This window comes from Cryobacterium sp. MLB-32, assembly GCF_000738085.1.
Classification (GTDB): Bacteria; Actinomycetota; Actinomycetes; order Actinomycetales; family Microbacteriaceae; genus Cryobacterium.
In genome coordinates this window covers 18,567-32,486 of the sequence record NZ_JPRS01000097.1, presented here as the reverse complement: position 1 = coordinate 32,486, position 13,920 = coordinate 18,567, and the positions used below count along the sequence as shown (strand labels likewise).

Sequence of the window (13,920 nt, the reverse complement as noted above, 5' to 3'; positions counted from 1 at the left end):
TCATGTGCCACAGCGAACTCCTGCAGCACAAGCTGCCCGCCACCCGAGCAGCCCTGACGCGCGGGGACATCAGTTACCGCCACGTCGAGGTCATCATCGACAACGTTCTGGCCCTCCCCGATGAGGCCTGGCAGGACTTCGAACGAGAGGCTCTCACTGAGAGTGAGACCCTGACGGTGCCGCAGTTCACGAAGAAAGCCATCCGCATTCGGGAACTGACCCACCCGGAGTCGATCACCGTGCGGCACAAACGCGCCCTCGCTGACCGGTGCTTTTTTGTCGGCCCGGGCCGTGACGGCATGGCGTATCTAGAGATGACCCTGAGCAATGAGGATGCCAGTGCGATCAGGGACCGGGTTGAAGCGATGGCGAAAAACCTCCAGTCGGCTGACGAACCCCGCACCCTCCCGCAACTGCGCACCGACGCTGCCGTGGACCTCCTGCTTCGCGGTGTCACCGAGACGGGGCTCGGCGCAGGGATTCGCGGCAATGTGTACGTCACCGTCCCCGTGCTCACCCTGATGGGCAAGAGCGAGGAATCCGGCACGCTGGAGGGGTTCGGGCCGATCGACCCGGAAACCGCCCGGAGGATCGCCGGCACCGCGAGCAGCTTCACCCGCATCCTCATCCACCCGGAGACGGGCGCGGTGCTCTCGTTCGGACGCACCAAGTACAAGGTGCCGACAGAACTCCGGCGCTGGCTGCAGCTCCGCGACGGATCGTGCCGCGCCGCCGGGTGCAACCGCCGCGCGCAGGACTGCGACATCGACCACACCATCCCCTGGGAATCAGGCGGCGAAACCGTGTTCTCGAACCTCGCCAACCTCTGCAAACGCAGCCACCGGGTCAAACACGAAACCGGATGGGCGGTCGAACAGAGCAAGGACGGCACCCTCAACTGGACCAGCCCGGCCGGCAAGCACTACGCCACCCACCCCGCCACCCGAATCAGACCCACCATCCCCACGACCGAACCAGCAACGAAACCAAAAACCTGGCTCGACCCCTGGAGCATCCCGAACACAGGCTCAACACAGCACCGTTCTAACGACCACGACGAACGCGACGAACGCGACGAACGATCTACCTCGTCGCGTACCGACGCGATCGGTGAAAATCAGCTGAACTGAGGCAAGACATGAGACTTCGTGCCCAAATGACCTCAATCTGATCAGCACCCAATGCGCGCGATCGCCCCCGAAAGGGGGCCTTCACGCGAATGCTCGCCGCGCCCCCGCGGCCGATCGGGGGGCAGCACCTACGGTTGCTGCATGGGCAAGAATGCGCTCGTCATCGGGGGATCCGGCCAGCTCGGGGTAGCGGCCACGAGCAGACTCGTGCGTGCAGGCTGGGACGTGACAGTTGCTCACCGCGGGGAAACGTCCGAGGCGCTGAGCGGCGAGACCCGCACCATCCGTCTGGATCATGCCGACACCGGTGCGCTGCTCGCGGCGGCCCGCGGGCGCGACCTTGTGCTCGACACCGCGGCCTTCGACGCTGACAATGCCACCCAGCTCGCCGGCCTCGCCGGCGACGTGGGCTCGCTCGTGGTGATCAGCACGGGAATGCTCTACGCGCACCCGCCCGATGCCTGGCCACTGGCCGAAGACGCCCCGGTGATCCCCGGGGCCGGCATGAGCTACCCGGCAGCCAAAGCGCGCCTGGAGCGCGCACTGTTTCGAGTTCAGGATCTGCCGGTGAGCATCCTGCGGCCGGGCGCGATTCACGGCCCCCACACGACCGAGCTACGCGAATGGTTCTTCATCAAGCGCGTATTCGATGGGCGGAGCAGCGTTTTGCTCGCCGACGACGGCGGGCACCCTCTCAGTACCTCGGCGGCCGCCAACGTGGCTCAGCTCGTGCTCCTGTGCGCGCAGCAACCCGGCCGACGAGTGCTCAACGCGGCGGATGACACCGCGCACTCCCCCGCCGACATCGGACGGGCCATCTTCGCCCTCATGCAACACGATGCCGAGGTGCGTACCTTCTCGGGTCCGCCGGTGCGGGGTATCGGCGCCAGCCCCTGGGACCACTGGCAGTCCGGCGTGCTGAGCATGAGCGCGGCGCGCGAACAGCTCGGCTACCGACCCGCGGCGACCTACCTTGAGAGCCTGGCCGACGATATCCGCTGGACAACGGACGCCGTGACGGCCGCCCAGGAACGCGGCGAGACCTGGCGGCAGGTGTTCCCCCACACGGCGGCACGCCGCGGCGAGCGCGATTGGTTTCGCTACGCCGAGGAAGACGCCTTCACCCAACGGGACCGGGTCGGCTACACCCCGTAGAGTGCGCGGCGCTGCTCGGCGTAGTTCGACCGAACCCCCTGAGCCCAGGAACGATCGGCGGCCGGCTCGAACTCCCGCGCGGTGGTGCCGCGCGGCCAGTCGGGAAAGTCGGTGCCACCGTCGAGGGCCCACGCTGCCTGACGTGCGGCCCCGAGGGCCACGTATTCGCCCGGTGCCGGCAGCACAACCGGCACGCCGAAGACATCCGCGGCGATCTTCTGAACTGCGGGCGACTGGGAGCCACCTCCGATCAGGATGACCTGGCGAACGGTGACGCCCTGTCGGCGCAGCGCGTCGAGGGCGTCGGCAAGGCTGCAGACCAGCCCAAGAACGGATGCCTGCGCCAGGTGCGCCGGCGTCATGTTGGCCCGGCGCATACCCGTCAACGACCCGGTGGCCTCGGGGAGGTTGGGGGTGCGCTCACCATCGAGATACGGCAGCATGAGCAATCCGTCGGCGTCCACCGGAGACTCGAGCGCCAACGCGCCGAACCGCGCGATGTCGACGCCGAGCATCTGCGCGGTCGCCACGAGCGTGCGCGCGCCGTTGATCGTGGCGAGCAGCGGCAACTGGCCGCCCACGGCATCCGCAAACCCGGCAACGGCACCCGACGCGTCCGCGATGCGCGCCTGCGTGCTGGCGAAAACGGTGCCGCTCGTGCCGATCGACACCACCACATCACCCTCGCCGACGCCCAGCCCGAGCGCGGCCGAGGCGTTGTCGCCCGCTCCCGCCGACACCACCATGCCATTCTTCGTGACGCCCGCGCGCTCAGCCGGGCCGAGCACCCGCGGAAGCCGAGCAGAGTGACCCAGTGCTCCCTCCACCAGGTCGGGCCGGTACAAGTTCGTGTGCACCGAGAAGTACCCGGTGCCCGAGGCATCACTGCGGTCCGTCGTCGCCTCGGCAGGGCGGCCCAGAATGTTCCAGGTCAGCCAGTCATGCGGCAAGAGCACCTGCTCCACCCGCGCCGCCAACTCCGGCCGATTCTGCGCGAGCCAGGCGAGCTTAGTGATGGTGAACGAGGCCACCGGCACCACACCGACCTCGTCGGCCCACATGGCCGCGCCGTACTGGTCGGTGAGGGCGGCGGCCTGCGGGGCGCTCCGCACGTCGTTCCAGAGCAGTGCGTCGTGCACCGGAACTCCCGCCTCGTCGAGGGCCACCATGCCGTGCTGCTGGGCACTCACGCCGAGGGCAGCGACTCCATCAAGGTCGTCGCCGCCCGCCGCTGTGAAGGCGTCCCACCAACGGTCGGGGTCGATGCTCGTGCCATCGGGATGCGGCGCGCTGCGCAGGTGCAGCAACTCACCGGTATCGGCATCGACGGTGACAATCTTGCAGCTCTGGGTCGACGAGTCGACTCCGGCCACTACTCGGCGTGCGCTCATGCTGGCATCTCCCTCGAAACCGTTCGACCCAGCCTAGCGGCGGGCCTCACTGCATCCTTCGAGGGCGCAGGCTGAGGGTTGTCGTGACGCGCTGAAATCAGACCTAGTCCGTGTCGAGTTCACGCCGCCGCAGCCCGAGCACGGGGGCCAGGAAGGGCATGACAGCGACCAACACGATGGCCACAATGCCGGGCCAGATCAGGTTCCAGCCCAGGCTGACCTGGAAGGGATTGCCCTCGAGTGACGCGATGTAGACCATCGACAGAAAGGTCGTGACGATCACGAGGAGGGACAGTCGAGCCGCCCCCGGGCGGTCGGCAGCGCTGATCAGCGCGCGGTAGACGACGACCGTCACGATGCCGTTGAGCAGTATGGCTGCGGCCACCGCTATCCACGGCACCGCGGCGCTGTTCAACCCCGATCCGAAGGCGATGATCGCGATGTAGACCGCGATTCCCTCGGAGGGCAGGTACGCAGCGAGATCGTTCAGCACGCCCAGGATTGGCCGGGGAGTGCCGTCGATCTGGTTGCGTGGGGGCTGCGGCACCGCAGCACGTCGGGCGGATGCGAAGGCGCTCATGTCATGGCTCCATTCTCTTGTGGAATGTATTTATCAGATCCCGCCACCGATGTAAATGGTCGTTTGTGGGACGTTAGGCCCTATCCCGGCCCAAGGGGATTCACGACACTCAAGCCATGGGAATACTCCACCTGGGAGCACTCCACTCGATCAGTGAAGGGCATCGCTCATGGCCCCCGCAGCAGACCGTTCGACCGCCACCCTGACGTCCACACCCGACTACGCCTCGACGGATGCCTTCGGCGCGTACCTCCATCGTCTCGGCCGCGGCACCCTCCTCACCGCCGATCAGGAAGTCGAACTTGCCCGCCGAATCGAAGTCGGGCTTTTCGCTGAGGCACGCCTGACCCGGTACGAATGCAGCGACGTGCCGTGCGATCCGAGCCTCAAACGGGAGCTTGCCTGGCTGGTCCACGACGGGCAGCGTGCCCGTAATCGGTTCATCGAGTGCAACTTGCGATTGGTCGTGAGCATCGCCAAACACTATTCCGGACGAAGCACCCCGATCATGGACGTTGTGCAGGACGGTAATATCGGCCTCGTTCGAGCCGTCGAAAAATACGACTTCACGACGGGGTACAAGTTCTCGACCTATGCCACCTGGTGGATCCGACAGGCCATCCATCGAGGGATCGCCGACAAGGCGCGCATGATCCGTATCCCCGCACACACCGCCGAGAAACTGAATCGCGTCAAACGGGCGGAACGCGAGCTCACCGGCTCCCTCGATCGCATGCCGACGCTGCCCGAGATCGCTGCTGCCACCCAGATCGAGTCCACCGAGGTCGCGAAGCTCCTGCGCTACGACATGGAACCACTGTCGCTGCACACCCCCGTCGGCGATGGCGCCGGCATCATCTCCGAACTCATCGTTGACGACGACCTGCCGCAGCCCGAGGAATACGCCGCGCAGTCGATGCAGACCCACGACATCGCACGCGCTCTGGCCGCCTTGCCCGAGCGAGAACGTTCCATCGTCGAGGCCCGATACGGGCTCAATGGGCAGGATCCCCACACCCTCGATCAGCTCGCCTGCATCCACGGCGTCACCCGGGAGCGCGTGCGGCAGATCGAAAAACGCGCCTTGCTTCTGCTGCGCGTGCCCCGGCTCGAGCATTACCTCACCGACTAGGGGATACCCCGACTGAACGATGCGCAGCCTGAAGGATGCGCAGACTGAACGATGCGCAGCCTGAAGAATGCGCCGCGCAGCCCGGCGCGAAACGCCGGTGGTAACGCCTCGGTAACGCCCGAGTAACGCGGCGTGCGCTTCAATGATCGCCGAGAGTCGGCCCGCCTCGGGCCGGTCACCACGTTGGAGCGCTTCATGAATCGGTTGTGTGTTCACACCGCCCCGATCCTGTCGTCGAACGCGGATGCAGCCTTCATTCGGCATGAGAGCATCCGGCATCCGAGTGCGTGTTGCGCGCCGCATCCACGACAGGAAAGGATCAGAAATGGCTGAGTCAGACAAGTTTGACGTTGCCGCCATCCGCTCGGCGCTCGGGAAGGAGAACGGCCCCTGGGAGGCGAGTGACAACGCCCTTACCCGGCTGTCCCCGTCCCAGCGAGCCACGCTACTCGGCGTGCCTCTCCCGAGCGACGAGGAACAGGCCGAGCTCAACGCCCGCGGTGACAAGATTCGCGCCACCGTCGCCGGCGGCGCATTCCGCGACGCCACCGCACTCCCCACCCAATTCAACCTGAACGACCGAAACGGCGTGAGCTACGTCGCCGGCATCCGCAACCAGCTCAACTGCGGATCCTGCGTGGCCTTCGGATCCGTCGCCGTGCTCGAGGGCACGGCACGGTACACCCGCGGCACTCCCAGCCTCGACGTCGACCTCTCCGAGGCGCACCTCTTCTACGGCTGGGGGTCCACCGTGGGCGTGAACTGCAACACGGGCTGGATGCCGCTTCCGGCGCTCACCTTTGCCACGAGTCGGGGCGTGACGTATGAATCGGAGTGGGCGTACTCCGCGGGAAACTCCAACGGCGGGTCCCTCCCGTCAACGTGGGAGCAGCACCGCGCGAAGGCGACGGCGACGGCCGACGTGACGAACAACATCCTCGCGATCAAGAACCACCTCACCACCTACGGCCCCGTCACCGGCTGCTTTGTGGTGTACACGGACTTCTTCAGCTACCACTCCGGCGTGTACCAGCACGTCACGGGAGTTCAGGAGGGCGGGCACTGCGTGGCGATCGTCGGCTACGACGACACCCTCGGGGCCTGGATCGTGAAGAACAGCTGGGGCACCACCTGGGGCATGGCCGGCTTCGGATACATCAAGTACGGCGAGGTCTGGATCGACTCCTGGGCGAATGTGGGCGTCACCGGCGTCTACCTGCGCACCTGGACCGCCGGCAAGAAGGTGATCGGCGCCTACGCCACGGGCCACGACCGCAACGGTTGGGTCTACGTGCAAGACAACGGATGGCTGCGGGTCGGCGGCCTCACGGGTACGGCCCACCTGGCCATGTTCTCGGACCTGCTCACCGCGAAGGAGAAGAGCGCGTACATCAACGCCTTCTCCGACGACGGCGTCGTCACCCAGACGTACACCTATTGATCACCCCCCACACACGACGAAGCACACACAAGAGTGAAGGAGCACCACCATGACATTCACCAACGATCGACCCGGCGGATCGCGATCGAACCCGAGCGCCGCACCGCGCCCCACAGACACGATGCCGCGCCAGCTTTCCGCGCAGGATCTCGCCGACCTGTTCGCGCTCTCCGTGGCGGAGATCGAGGTCGAGGCGGCACCCGCCAACGTTCCGAACATGGATCCACCCGGTTCACTGTTTTCGCGGGAGTCTGTCGGCGTCGCCATCAACGGGCAGTTGATCACAGCGCTGTGGGCCGAGCAAAGCAACCGCAACGCGTGGGTCTTCCTGCAGACCTCGGGGTGGAAACGGCTTGACCCGCTGACCGACACCGGGTCGACGGCGCTCACGCTGCTCTCGGCGCACGCACGCACTACCGGCTCGGCGCCCTACGCCGACGAGAACCCCGCGGGCACGATCAACAGCATGTACGTGTGGTGACCGTGAGCCATCGGGTGCTGGACAATCCGGTTTCCGGCGCGGTTGTCGACCTTCCGGTCGGCGACACGCTGGAAATTCGATTGAATCAGATCGGCGGGGCCGGCTACCTCTGGAAGGTCGAGACCGAGCCCGCGAACGTGCACCTCGATGAGGATCGGCTCGACCGCTTTGTCGGCGCCATGCCGGGGGCGGCGGCTGGGCGGATCCTCACGTTCCGCGCCGTTGCAGATGGCACAGCTCATCTCAGGCTCGCCCTCATGCGCCCCTGGGAAGACACGCCGATCGAGCGGGTCGACGTGGAAGTCAACGTCACGTCCTGACCCGCAAACCGACCCGGCTGGTCTCCTCAGGAGATGCAGCGTATTTCCCCCTCTCGCCGGTCGAGATCGAGACCCCGCAACCTGACCCTCAAACCCGGCTCACCGGGTCTCGAGACACGCCGTAGACGGCGTTCCTCGACCAACGGAATGGGAAAACCGCAGCACCCCTCCCCCTCTCGCCGGTCGAGGCGCGACGAAGGAGCGATCGAGGCCAGGCAACCTCACTCTCAAACCCGGCTCACCGGGTCTACTAGGGAAATGCGGCGCCCCTCCCCCTCTCGCCGGTCGAGGCGCGACGAAGGAGCGATCGAGACCCCGCAACCCGACCCTCAAACTCGAGTCACCGGGTCTCGAGACACGCCGTAGACGGCGTTCCTCGACCAACGGAATGGGGAAACCGCAGCGCCCCTCCCCTCTCGCCGGTCGAGGCGCGACGAAGGAGCGCTTGGATCGAGCCTGTCGAGATCGAGACCCCGCACGACGACCCTCCAACCCGGGCGGCTGGGGTCAGTGCACGTACTCCAGCAGGTCGAGACCGATCGAACGGAGGCCGTCGAGCACGGCCAGCCGCACGGGGAGCGTCGTGTCGGAGAAGGACATCGACACGGCATACGTCACGCCGCTGCGCGGGCCGCGGAGGATTCCCACCTCGCTGCGCACGCCCGCATCCGTTCCGGTCTTGTTCACCACAAGCAGCCCGTGGTCGCCCGCCCGGTGGGCGAACGGGTCGAGGCCGAACGCCGAGGCCACGAGCGTCAGGTCCGTGTTGAGCGACAACCAGCCGAGAACCCGACCACTCGTCTCGGCGTCGATGATCTCGCCTCGGGCGAGTGCGGTGAACAGCCAGGTGAGTTCCTTGGCGCTGCCAACCGACAGCTGAGGTGCATCGTCCGGGCCGCGGTGGTCCCGCACCCGGTCGAGGAGAGCCGAACGGCTGAGCCCAAGGCTTTCGGTGCGGGCGTGCACGGCCTCGAGTCCGACCGCTCGGATCAGCACATTCGTGGCGAGGTTGTCATTGCTCGCCCCCACCAGGGCGGCGAGGTCGGCGATGGGCAGCGACGGCGCCTGCAGATGCTGCCAGATGCCCGAGCCCGACACCGAGTCGGCCACGGTTCGGTCGAGCAGCGTGTAGGCGCCGAAATCGGCGTCGCGCAGCCGGGCGGCCACCTCGATGAGCAACAGCACGGTTCCCACGCTCGCCGTGGGCATGACGACGTGGTCGTCAACGGAGAACAGCACGCGGCCGGTCGTGAGGTCGGTGGCGCGCGCCGACACCTGCACGCCGTTCACGGCAAGGCTGCCGAGCGCCTCAAAGCCGCGGGAAAAGTTCTCCGGGGCCTCGGAGCCGAGGTGTTTGCCACGGTGTTCGGCCGCATGCCTCGAGCGCTTCTCGGAATCTCGGACTGCCATAACCACTCTCGACAAGCCTCTCGTGCTTTCGACGTTTCCCCGCGATCACCCTAGCTCACGCGGATGTTGGGCCACCAGACACCGAGGCGGGGCACCCGGTCGGAGCCCCGCCCGAAACCGACCGCGCTACCAGATTGTGACGCGCTGTTCCGGGGAGAGCCAGAGGGCATCGCCCTCGGCCACACCGAATGCCGTGTAGAACTCATCGATGTTTCGAACGATCTGGTTGCATCGGAATTCATTCGGGGAGTGCGGGTCGATCGACAACAGGCGAATCGCTTCCGCATCGCGGAGCTTCATCTGCCAGGCCTGAGCCCAGGAGAAGAAGAACCGCTGCGCACCGGTGAGTCCGTCGATGACCGGCGACTCCTCGCCGCCCAGCGACAGAACATAGGCCTTCCAAGCGATGGACAGCCCGCCAAGGTCGCCGATGTTCTCGCCGATCGTCAGGGCGCCGTTCACGTGGTGGTCGGGAACCTGCTTCGGGAAAAGCGCGTCGTACTGCGCGATCAGCGAGCTGGTGCGCTGCTCGAAAGCCGCACGATCTTCTTCGGTCCACCAGTCGGTGAGGCGACCGTCGCCGTCGTACTTCGATCCCTGGTCGTCGAAGCCGTGGCCGATTTCGTGCCCGATCACGGCCCCGATGGCCCCGTAGTTCGCCGCCGCGTCACGCTCGGCAACGAAGAACGGGAACTGCAGGATGGCGGCGGGGAACACGATCTCGTTGAAACCGGGGTTGTAGTACGCGTTGATCGTCTGCGGGGTCATGAACCACTCGTCACGGTCGAGCGGCTTGCCGATCTTGCCCAGCTCACGCTGGAACTCGAATTCATTCGTCGCCCGCACATTGCTGATCAGGTCGCTCGCGTTCATCTCGAGGGCTGAGTAGTCGCGCCACTTCACCGGTACCCGATCTTGGGTGTGAACTTCTCGAGCTTCTCCAGGGCGCGGCCTCGGGTCTCCTCGGTCATCCAGCCCAGCGTGCTGATGCTCTCACGGTAGGCCTGCACGAGGTAGTCGACGAGCACATCCATGCTCTCCTTGGCGCTCGGCTGGAAGTGCCGGTCCACGTAGATACGGCCGACGGCCTCGCCCAGGGCTCCCTCCACGAGGGAGACGCCGCGCTTCCAGCGCTCGCGCAGCTGAGGCGTGCCGCTCAGTGTGCGACCGTAGAAGTCGAAGCTCGTCTCCACGAAGTCGCCCGACAGGTACGAGGCGCTGGAGCGAATGATCTGCCAGCGCAGCCAGTCACGCCAGGACTCGATCCGGTCCTCGGTCATCGTGGCGGCCAGGCCCACGATGTAACTCGGCTCGCGCACGATGACCTCGTCCAGGGTGCCGGCCGGAGCGTCGATACCTTCGAGCCAGAGGTCGATGTCGGCACCGGCCGCGAGGGCGGACACCTGTCCCCAGGTGCGCAGGTTATAGGTCTTCTCGCTGTCGCGGGTCTCGACCTTGTTCCAGTGGTGCGAGGCCAGCTCGGTTTCGAGATCGAAGACGCCCCTGGCGCGCTCCTCGGTGTTGTCGAGGCCGGCCAGACGGAACATCTTCGCTACGAAGGGCACGTAGGCCGCGCGAATGTCGGCGAATTTGTCTTCGCGGTAGTACGACTCGTCGGGAAGCCCGAGGCCGCCCTGTTCGATGAACACGCGGTACTGCTCGGGGTTTCCCGGGTCGTTGTCGACGAAGAGGTGGAAGGCGCCGCTCACGCCCGCACGTTCGAGGCGTCCAAGGTTACTGAGCAGCTCGGAGATGGTGGTCACGGCATCGACGGTGGCGAGGTTGGCGGCGAGCGGCGTCGCTCCGAGCGCTTCGATGCGATCCTCGTCGAGAAAGCTCGTGTAGAGGTCGCCGAACTTGCGTTCGAGCGTGCCGGGGGCGGCCGACTGCGCCTCGATGATGATGTCGCGCACCGCCTTCTCGGACTCTTCGGCGAGAAGCGAGAAGGAGCCCCAGCGCGCCTTGTCCGCGGGGATTTCACTGCGCGCGATCCACATGCCATTGACGTGGCGAAACAGGTCGTCTTGGGGCCGGGTCTCCGGGTCAAGCTCTGTAAGGTCGATTCCGGATGCGCTCACCTGATCAGTCATGGCCCCAGCCTATTCCGGTGTGCCGTGACCGCGGTGCAGTCAGGTCAGAGTCCCAGCGGACTACAGGACACGTTCGATCCCCCAAAACCGTCGAAATCCACGACACGTTCCAACTCCAGGACACGTTCGACCTACTGGGCGAGGTCGCGCCGGCGAATGCCGACAACGGCGAGCAGGGCCAGGCCGACGGAGAGGGCCAGCATCCACCCGGCGGCGCTCCAGTCCGCGCTCGCCTCCGTGACGAGCGGCGTGTGCGTGAACGGCGACAGGGCCCGCACGGTGTCGGACAGCCCCAGAAGCCCACCGAACTGTCCGATGAAGAGGGAAAAGAGCAGCACACCCCAGCTCAGGCCCACACTCCAGCGCGGTACGACGGCGAACAGCAGGGCGGAGATGGCCAGCAGCAGCAGGGCGGCTGGTAGCTGGGCGAGCCCGGACCCGGCCACACTGGCCAGTCGATCAGCGACATCAACCGAGCGGGTGAGGCCGATGGAGGCCCCGATCACGGCGACGACCAGCACGAGCGCCCCCGCAATGGCTCCGACCGTGAGGTAGTCGACCAACCAACGGATGCGACCCAGCGGCGTGGACAGCAGGAGTTCGGCCGATGAGTGCACCTCCTCCTGGCGCATGCGCATCATGGCCTGCATCGCCGCGGCCGCGGCGATCACGCCCACGATGCTGAACATGGCGGCCACGAAAACATCGATGATGGCGCCGTCTGTCACGAATCCGGCACCCGTTCCGCCGTTCGCCGAGGGGTTGGCCGCGATGCTGCTGAGGGCGGCGAGCACGCCGGCGTTGGACTTCACCAGATCGAGAACCGTTTCGCCGAGAGTGCCGGCGAGCAGCCCGAAGAGGAGACCGGTTATCGACCAGCCGATGATCGAGGGCCATTGCAGGCGCCACACGAGGCTCAGGGATCCGCGCAAGCGCCGCGGTGCACTCGCGCGACCCGCGTGGTCCGCCACCAGGCTCGCCCCGAGGTCGCGGCGGGATTGCACGACCGCGACGATAGCGAACGACACCGCCGCGAGGCCCAGATGCAACAACAGGGGCGAGAGGTCGTTCGCGGTGAACGCGCTCGTCTGCTGCGCCCAGCCGATGGGCGACAGCCAGCTCGGCCAGGCGCTTGTCATGCTCAGGCCATCGGCATTGATGCGTCCGGCCGCATCGCCGGCGGCCCGCAGCGCGAAGGACCCTCCGATCACGGCGGCGGCCAGCCCGTTGGCGCCACGGCTCGTGCGCATGATCTGCGAGGTGAGTAGCCCGATGCCCAGAAAAGCGATCCCCGTCGCCGTCAATGCGGCACCACAGACGAGCGCGCCCACGACGTCGAACCCGCTCAGCACGAAGGCCGCCGCGACCGCCGCGCCGACCAGCAGGCTTGCGCCGATCCCGTGCAGGGCCGTGGCCCAGAGCGGCATGATCCGACCGGCCACGGTGGCGCCCACCAGGTCCGCCCGGCCGCTCTCCTCTTCGGCCCTGCTATGGCGCACGGCGAGGAATGTGCTCATGAAGGCGACCATCACAGCCAGGTAGGTGAACAGCTGAAAGAACAGCAGGGCGTCGACATCCGCTCCCTGGGGCACGCCGCGCAGCATCAGCACGCTCGGGGCACTGATGGCCAGTCGCACAAGAGCTTCCCGGTCCGCGAGGGTGCCAAAGCTCGCGGTCACCGCCGGAACACTCAGCAGCACAAGGGTCGCGAGCGAGAGCACCCAGATCGGAATCTGAATGCGATCCCGCCGCAGCCGCAACCACAGCAGTGGGCCGAGGGTATTCACGAACCGGACACCGGGCGTTCAGGAATATCGGCGCGGTAGTGGCGAAGAAACAACTCCTCCAGGGACGGCGGCGCAACCGTCAGCCCCGCGGCGCGGAGCTGTGCCAGCACCGGCAGCACGTCCGGCAGACGATCGCTGTCCACCGTGAATGTCACCCGGCCCCCGTCGAGCAGCAGGTCGTGCGCTGCGGGCAGACGTTGCCCCAGCTCGTCGATGGTGAGGGCGCCGACACTCTCGGCCCCGAAGCCGATCTGGGTGCGGGTCAAATGCCGCAGGTCGGAGAGCGAGCCGGTCTCCACGGTCTTCCCGGAGCGGATGATGGTGACGCGATCGCACAGGTGCTCCACCTCGGAGAGGGTGTGGCTCGACAGCAACACGGTCGCCCCGTTCTCGGCGGCGGTCGTGACCTCCTGACGAAACACCGCCTCCATGAGCGGGTCCAGCCCGGTGGTCGGTTCGTCGAAAATGAAAAGGTCGGCCGGCACGGCGAGCGCGGCGACCAGCGCCACCTTCTGCCGGTTTCCGGTGGAGTACGCGCGGCCTTTCTTCGTGGGGTCGAGCTGGAAGACGTCCAGGAGATGCTGTCGGCGTGCCCGATTCGCCTGTGGATCTGTGCCGCGAAGCCGACAGAGCAGGTCGATGGTCTCGCCCCCGGAGAGACTCGGCCACACGCTTACGTCGCCGGGAACGTAGGCCATCCGGCGGTGCAGCGCCGCGGCATCCGTCCAGGGGTTGCGGCCGAAGATGGTGGCCGTTCCGCCGGTGGCCCGCACGAGGCCGAGCAGCACCCGGATCGTCGTGGACTTGCCGGCACCGTTCGGGCCGAGGAAACCGTGCACCTCGCCGGCGTTCACCTCGAGGTCGAGCCCGTCGAGCGCTTTCACGTGCCCAAAGCTCTTCAGGAGGCCGTGAGTGGCGATGACTGCATTCATGGTGCCGAGGTTACGCCAGCCCGATGATTCTGGGTGACCGAGCGCGGAGCGGTATCTCGGTTGATTCAGAA

11 protein-coding genes and 1 pseudogene are annotated in these 13,920 nt (G+C 66.7%); 6 read left to right on the top strand and 6 right to left on the bottom strand.

The window, feature by feature from the left end; translation table 11 throughout:
* Together JF66_RS11180 and JF66_RS11175 are read left to right on the top strand one after the other, a co-directional pair.
* A partial coding sequence (locus JF66_RS11180; RefSeq protein WP_051973436.1) for an HNH endonuclease signature motif containing protein occupies positions 1-1,130 on the top strand: 1,130 nt, incomplete at its 5' end.
* A 141-nt stretch (positions 1,131-1,271) separates the two neighbouring features.
* A complete protein-coding gene (locus JF66_RS11175) occupies positions 1,272-2,285 on the top strand; it encodes an NAD-dependent epimerase/dehydratase family protein (protein ID WP_035877897.1) in 1,014 nt (337 codons plus the stop codon).
* Here the strand turns inward: JF66_RS11175 and xylB are convergent.
* Positions 2,273-3,676, bottom strand: a complete 1,404-nt coding sequence (gene xylB, locus JF66_RS11170; RefSeq protein ID WP_035877895.1) for a xylulokinase — start codon at positions 3,674-3,676, stop codon at positions 2,273-2,275. The two genes, JF66_RS11175 and xylB, sit on opposite strands and share 13 nt — an antisense overlap.
* Positions 3,677-3,779: 103 nt before the next feature.
* Positions 3,780-4,256 carry a hypothetical protein gene (locus tag JF66_RS11165; protein ID WP_035877893.1) on the bottom strand — a complete coding sequence of 159 codons (477 nt, stop codon included), beginning with the start codon at positions 4,254-4,256 and terminating at the stop codon, positions 3,780-3,782.
* A gap of 169 nt (positions 4,257-4,425) precedes the next feature.
* Here JF66_RS11165 and JF66_RS11160 point away from each other — a divergent pair, with 169 nt between their 5' ends.
* The 4 genes from JF66_RS11160 (at position 4,426) to JF66_RS11145 (ending at position 7,630) form a co-directional block, all read left to right on the top strand.
* Positions 4,426-5,388 carry an RNA polymerase sigma factor RpoD/SigA gene (locus JF66_RS11160; RefSeq protein WP_051973435.1) on the top strand — a complete coding sequence of 321 codons (963 nt, stop codon included), beginning with the start codon at positions 4,426-4,428 and terminating at the stop codon, positions 5,386-5,388.
* 325 nt (positions 5,389-5,713) lie between these two features.
* Entirely contained in the window at positions 5,714-6,829 is a 1,116-nt protein-coding gene (locus tag JF66_RS11155) for a C1 family peptidase (protein WP_051973434.1), read from the top strand.
* Between the two features lie 49 nt (positions 6,830-6,878).
* A complete protein-coding gene (locus tag JF66_RS11150; RefSeq protein ID WP_035877891.1) occupies positions 6,879-7,310 on the top strand; it encodes a hypothetical protein in 432 nt (143 codons plus the stop codon).
* Positions 7,304-7,630 (top strand): protease inhibitor I42 family protein, encoded by a 327-nt coding sequence (locus JF66_RS11145; protein WP_035877889.1) that lies wholly within the window; start codon positions 7,304-7,306, stop codon positions 7,628-7,630. Before JF66_RS11150 ends, JF66_RS11145 begins: the two co-directional genes overlap by 7 nt.
* A gap of 507 nt (positions 7,631-8,137) precedes the next feature.
* Here JF66_RS11145 and JF66_RS11140 read toward each other — a convergent pair.
* The 4 genes and pseudogenes from JF66_RS11140 to JF66_RS11125 form a co-directional block, all read right to left on the bottom strand.
* On the bottom strand, positions 8,138-9,040 hold the full coding sequence (locus JF66_RS11140; protein WP_035877888.1) for a serine hydrolase: 903 nt from the start codon (positions 9,038-9,040) through the stop codon (positions 8,138-8,140).
* A 126-nt stretch (positions 9,041-9,166) separates the two neighbouring features.
* Positions 9,167-11,130, bottom strand: a pseudogene (locus tag JF66_RS11135) (M13 family metallopeptidase).
* Between the two features lie 131 nt (positions 11,131-11,261).
* Entirely contained in the window at positions 11,262-12,917 is a 1,656-nt protein-coding gene (locus tag JF66_RS11130) for an ABC transporter permease (protein ID WP_035877887.1), read from the bottom strand.
* Positions 12,914-13,849, bottom strand: coding sequence for an ABC transporter ATP-binding protein (locus JF66_RS11125; protein WP_035877885.1), 936 nt, complete (start codon positions 13,847-13,849; stop codon positions 12,914-12,916). Before JF66_RS11125 ends, JF66_RS11130 begins: the two co-directional genes overlap by 4 nt.
* Between the last annotated feature and the right edge of the window lie 71 nt (positions 13,850-13,920).

Excerpts from the sequence above, each read along its gene's own strand:
- JF66_RS11175 (WP_035877897.1), top strand. The coding sequence starts at position 1,272 with ATGGGCAAGAATGCGCTCGTCATCGGGGGATCCGGCCAGCTCGGGGTA.
- JF66_RS11125 (WP_035877885.1), bottom strand. The coding sequence starts at position 13,849 with ATGAATGCAGTCATCGCCACTCACGGCCTCCTGAAGAGCTTTGGGCAC.
- xylB (WP_035877895.1), bottom strand. The coding sequence starts at position 3,676 with ATGAGCGCACGCCGAGTAGTGGCCGGAGTCGACTCGTCGACCCAGAGC.
- JF66_RS11160 (WP_051973435.1), top strand. The coding sequence starts at position 4,426 with ATGGCCCCCGCAGCAGACCGTTCGACCGCCACCCTGACGTCCACACCC.
- JF66_RS11140 (WP_035877888.1), bottom strand. The coding sequence starts at position 9,040 with ATGGCAGTCCGAGATTCCGAGAAGCGCTCGAGGCATGCGGCCGAACAC.
- JF66_RS11150 (WP_035877891.1), top strand. The coding sequence starts at position 6,879 with ATGACATTCACCAACGATCGACCCGGCGGATCGCGATCGAACCCGAGC.
- JF66_RS11165 (WP_035877893.1), bottom strand. The coding sequence starts at position 4,256 with ATGAGCGCCTTCGCATCCGCCCGACGTGCTGCGGTGCCGCAGCCCCCA.
- JF66_RS11155 (WP_051973434.1), top strand. The coding sequence starts at position 5,714 with ATGGCTGAGTCAGACAAGTTTGACGTTGCCGCCATCCGCTCGGCGCTC.